Annotated in this window: 6 protein-coding genes; 2 read left to right on the top strand and 4 right to left on the bottom strand. The window is 68.1% G+C overall.

From position 1 onward, the window contains the following. From OXK16_16445 to OXK16_16430, 4 genes are all read right to left on the bottom strand, one after another. On the bottom strand, positions 1-355 hold a 355-nt coding region (locus OXK16_16445), incomplete at its 3' end, for a hypothetical protein (GenBank protein MDE0377530.1). Positions 356-425: 70 nt separating this feature from the next. Continuing rightward, positions 426-1,505, bottom strand: coding sequence for a phosphoglycerate mutase family protein (locus tag OXK16_16440; GenBank protein MDE0377529.1), 1,080 nt, complete (start codon positions 1,503-1,505; stop codon positions 426-428). After that, positions 1,502-2,413 (bottom strand): catechol 2,3-dioxygenase, encoded by a 912-nt coding sequence (locus OXK16_16435; GenBank protein ID MDE0377528.1) that lies wholly within the window; start codon positions 2,411-2,413, stop codon positions 1,502-1,504. Before OXK16_16435 ends, OXK16_16440 begins: the two co-directional genes overlap by 4 nt. A gap of 25 nt (positions 2,414-2,438) precedes the next feature. Continuing rightward, a complete protein-coding gene (locus OXK16_16430; protein MDE0377527.1) occupies positions 2,439-3,347 on the bottom strand; it encodes a catechol 2,3-dioxygenase in 909 nt (302 codons plus the stop codon). A gap of 104 nt (positions 3,348-3,451) precedes the next feature. Here OXK16_16430 and OXK16_16425 point away from each other — a divergent pair, with 104 nt between their 5' ends. After that, complete coding sequence (locus OXK16_16425; GenBank protein ID MDE0377526.1) at positions 3,452-4,120, top strand: hypothetical protein; 669 nt, start codon at positions 3,452-3,454, stop codon at positions 4,118-4,120. After that, positions 4,117-4,301, top strand: a 185-nt coding sequence (locus tag OXK16_16420) for a helix-turn-helix domain-containing protein (GenBank protein ID MDE0377525.1), incomplete at its 3' end; no start/stop codon positions are given. The genes OXK16_16425 and OXK16_16420, both read left to right, overlap by 4 nt.

Raw genomic sequence — 4,301 nt, 5'->3', positions numbered from 1 at the left:
CCACGGGTACGTCGTCCTGGTTGCAGCGCGAGCACAACTCCGCGTAGGCGGAGCGGATGGCGTCCTCCACTCCGGCCGACATGGGTACGGCCTCGATCAGGGACCGCACCCGCCCGGACACCTCCCTGATGCCGGGGGGATCGCCGAAGTCGACCGTGGCCAGGAGGGCCCTGACCTCCTCCACGGTCCGGGGGTGGTTCCTGATGGTCTCGAACCCGTCTGTCGTGATGGCGAAACCCGGCGGGACGGGGAGATCGGCGTTGATCATCTCGCCCAGCCCGGCGTTCTTGCCCCCGATCCTGGGCCTGTCCTCGGGCCGGTAGTCGTTGAACCAGATGATGAACCGGTTACTCATGTCGGGCTCCCGGGCGGGGGTCGGCGCCGGACGGGGGACGTTTGCATCGGGACTGACGGTGGGGCACGCATCACACATGCCGGTGGTCGGGTGCCGTCGGTGGCGGTGTCCAGTCCTCATCTAGCGACCAGGTCGGTAGGTCGCCGATGTCGGGAACCATGACCTCCTGGACCCGGTTGCGGTAGATGACGAGGGCTTCCCGGCCGCCCTCCATCAGCTTCACCCGCACGTGCTCGGTGTTGTAGGGCTCGCCTGGGTCGTAGCCGAAGGCCCAGATGGCGAAGGCGCGGATCGGTCCCGAGTGGCTGGCGATGACGATACGCGCCCCCGGATCCGCCGTCGCCAGCGACCTGATCCCGGTCCAGAACCGCCGCACGCAGAGGGCGGGCGGCTCGAAGTGCAGCATGGGGATCGTAAGCCAGTGCTGGATCGGATCGCCTCCCCCGAACTGGGTGCGCCAGAACCGATCGATCTCGACCAGCCAGGCGGGACGGTCGCCGAGGGCGATACGCTCGAACCGCTCCAGAACCGAGTAGTAGAGGCGGAAGGCGGCGGTCACGTCCATGATGCCGTCCGGGGTCGCGACCATGAAGTTGCGGAACTCGTCATACGGCCTGGGGTCGATGACCTTGACGTCCTTCTCGAACAGCTCCAGACCGTCCAGCACGGAGCGGTGGATCTGCTCGATGGTCTGGCCGGCCCGGTTGGTGGCCGCGTGGGCGAGCACGATCTTCTCCCCGGCGCCGACCCGGCGAGCGAGGGTGTGGCCCACCGAGCGCGCCTGCCAGGCGCCCAGCGGGGTGATGCCGGCCTCCGTCGAGTATCCCTGGGTCTCGGCGTGCCGGACGAGGTAGACGTCGTTGACCACCGGGCGGGCGGCCTGGGGCGGGGCGCCGATCTCCTTGTTGCGGTTGTCCTCGCTGAGCACCATCTGCATGCCGTGGTCGGACCGCTCCCAAAGCGGCGGTAATGGCGCGGTGATGGTCTCCGTGGACCGGCGCTGCCGGAAGCGCCGCAGGTAGAGGGGGGTGGCGTCGTCAGTGTCCTCGTCGGGCTCCGGGGGCCTAGCGGCCCGCTCGAGATAGCGCGCCAGGTACATGGGCGCCTCATCCCGTTCGGTGCGAGGGAGGTCAGGGCGTCGGCGGGTCATGAGTGCACCGTCATGAAGCGGTGGTCGACCACCCCTTCGTAGTAGAACACGGCTCGCCCGATCTCCGCCTCGGTCCACGTGACCGGCTCGCGGTCCGGGTCGGCCCAGTAGCCCCCGGTGTAGACCTCGTTGCGGTTGCCGGCGGGATCGAAGAAGTAGAGGCCGTGCCCGCGGGTGGCGCCGTGGCGGGTGGGGCCGGCGTCGATGGGAATGCCGTGGTAGGAGCAGATGTCGGCCGCCTTGCGGACCTCGTTCCAGTCGTCCAGCCAGAAGGCCATGTGATGGAAGGCCCCGTTCGGGCCGGTGATGAAGGCGATGTCGTGGGGGGTGTGGGTCCGTTCCAGGAAGGTGACCAGCTGGTGCCCGTCATCGGCCAGGATCTGCTCGGTCAGGCGGAAGTCGAGCACATCCGTGTAGAAGGCGGTGGTCTCGTCCACGTCCTCGCACATCAGGAAGATGTGGTCGAGACGGGGCGGGTGGATCCCCACCAGGCCCTGCGGTTCGGGCGGCGGGTTGGTCAGCGGGAGGAGGTTCCCGACCTGGGCCATGCCCCATACCAGCTCGGTGGTGTGGCCGGAGGGCGCCACGAACTGGACGGTGGCGCCGGACCCGATGCCCAGCTCGCCGGGTTCGAACCGCTTGGTGGCGATCCCGGCCGCTTCGATGCGGGATGCCAGGTCATCCAGATCGGACTCGTGCTGCACCTTGAACCCGAACCTCTCCAGGCCGTAGGTGGGCGCGTACTCGAGGATCACGCTGTGGTGCTGGTGCTCGTCCCAGCACTTCATGTAGACCCGCTCGGGTTCCCGGGCCGTCTCGATCAGGCCGACCACCTCCGAGTAGTAGGCCGTCGCCAACTCGATGTCGGGGACCCGGACGACGACATGCGAGAGCCGCAAGATGCCCACTAGCGGCCTTCTCGCAGGGACGCCACTACGTGTGGACCTTCATGAAGCGCTCGTTGAGCTCGCCCTCGTAGTAGAAGATGGCCTTGCCTATGTTGTCCTCCGTCCAGGTGATGGTGGGGAAGTCGGGATCGGGCCGGTAGCCACCGGTGAACACCTCGTTCCGGGTGCCCATCGGATCGAAGAAGTAGATGGTGCTCCCGCGGGTGATGCCGTGGCGGGTGGGACCCACGTCGATCTGGATGGCGTGGTAGGCGAGGATGTCGGCCGAGCGGCGGACGTCATCCCAGGCGTCCAGCCAGAAGGCGAAGTGGTGGAGACCTCCATTGGGTCCGGAGACCACCGCCAGGTCGTGCGGTGAGTGGCTCCGCTCGAGCCAGGTTCCGATCTGGCGACCCTCACCGTCGAGGAGCTGCTCGGTGATCCTGAACTCGAGGATATCGGTGTAGAACTTGGTGGCCTCTCCCACTTCCTCGGCGGTGACCAGCAGGTGGTCCATCCGGGGCGGGGCGATTCCCGGCAGGTCGAGCGGCGCCGGGGGCGGGTTGAGCTTGGGGAGCAGGCCGCCAACCCGTTCCACCTCCCGCACCAACTCCATGGTGTGGCCGGACGGGGTGGCGAACCGGATCGACTCGCCCTGCCCGATCTCCTCGCCCTTCGAGATCCGTTCGACCCGGAAGCCGAACGACTCGACCCGGTCTTCGAGCTCGGCCAGATCCTCGTCGTCCTCTACCTTGAACGAGAACCGGTCGATACCCACGCGGGGGTCGTAGCGGACCGCCAGGGAGTGATGGTCCTCCTCGTCCCAGCATTTGAAGAAGGCCCGGTCCGAGGTCCGCTCCACCTCGATCATCCCCATGACACCGGTGTAGTAGGCGGAGGCCAGATCGAGGTCGGGAACCGTGATGTCCACATGGCTCAACCGGAGAATGCCCATGTGCTATGCAGCCCCTGACGACGTCACGACCGTAACCTACGCCCGCAGTCCTCGATTCCGAAGCCTCGTTCCGCATAGAAGAACAGGGGCTAGCATGGACGGCCATGTCCAGACCCCGCCCGGAAGACATCCGGGCCGCCATGGCCGATTACGTGGGCAACGTCCACGCTGCCTATGCCCGGATCGCATTCACCTTTCCGCCCGCCGTACAGGGAAGTCTCGAGCTGCTGACCAACCCGTTCACGGTGGTGGCCGCCGGGGCGCGCAACCTGCACGTGGTCGCCACGGGGGACCGGCTCGCCGCACCGCGGGGCCCGGAGGTATCGGCCGATTTCGAACAGGACGGCATGGCCTGGACGCTCCGGTTTCTGGATCCGGTCGTGCTTCCGGCTCTCGGGACCGCTGAGGCCGGAGACCGGCCCGATCCCGGCGCGGTGAGGAGGGTGGTCGGGATAGGTAGGCACCACTACCACCTGGTGGTGCGCCCCGGGTCGGACCTCACGGCCCACCACGCGACGCATGCCGGCACCGGCCTGGCCAACGCCCATCTCGCCGCCGCCCGTGACTACGAGTCCATCCGCGCCCACGCCTCGGGCGATCCGGGGCTGGTCGACGAACTGGCGGCAGCCGACGCGGCCGGACTGACCCGGGCGCATGGGCTGGTAGCGCGCGCCCTGGTTCCGTGGAGCGAACCGGTGAAGGAGTCGGTGGCCACCGGCGACCGCAAGCAAGTACGTCGGGCCGTGCTGGCGGCACTGAGAGGATCCGCGTGAGCGGCCGCACCCTGTCCTCGGTCCGGAACGCCGCCCGGGCATTGAAGGAGTTCTCCTCGGAGCGGCCCGAGATCGGCGTCTCGGAGCTGTCCCGGCGCCTCGACCTCGGCAAGTCCACGGCGCATCGCCTGCTCACCACCCTCACCGAGGAGCACCTGCTGGTGAAGAACCCCGAGACCGG

The organism is bacterium (genome assembly GCA_028821235.1).
Taxonomy (GTDB): domain Bacteria; phylum Actinomycetota; class Acidimicrobiia; order Spongiisociales; family Spongiisociaceae; genus Spongiisocius.
This window is presented reverse-complemented; position numbering and strand designations above follow the sequence as displayed.

Excerpts from the sequence above, each read along its gene's own strand:
- OXK16_16440 (MDE0377529.1), bottom strand. The coding sequence starts at position 1,505 with ATGACCCGCCGACGCCCTGACCTCCCTCGCACCGAACGGGATGAGGCG.
- OXK16_16430 (MDE0377527.1), bottom strand. The coding sequence starts at position 3,347 with ATGGGCATTCTCCGGTTGAGCCATGTGGACATCACGGTTCCCGACCTC.
- OXK16_16425 (MDE0377526.1), top strand. The coding sequence starts at position 3,452 with ATGTCCAGACCCCGCCCGGAAGACATCCGGGCCGCCATGGCCGATTAC.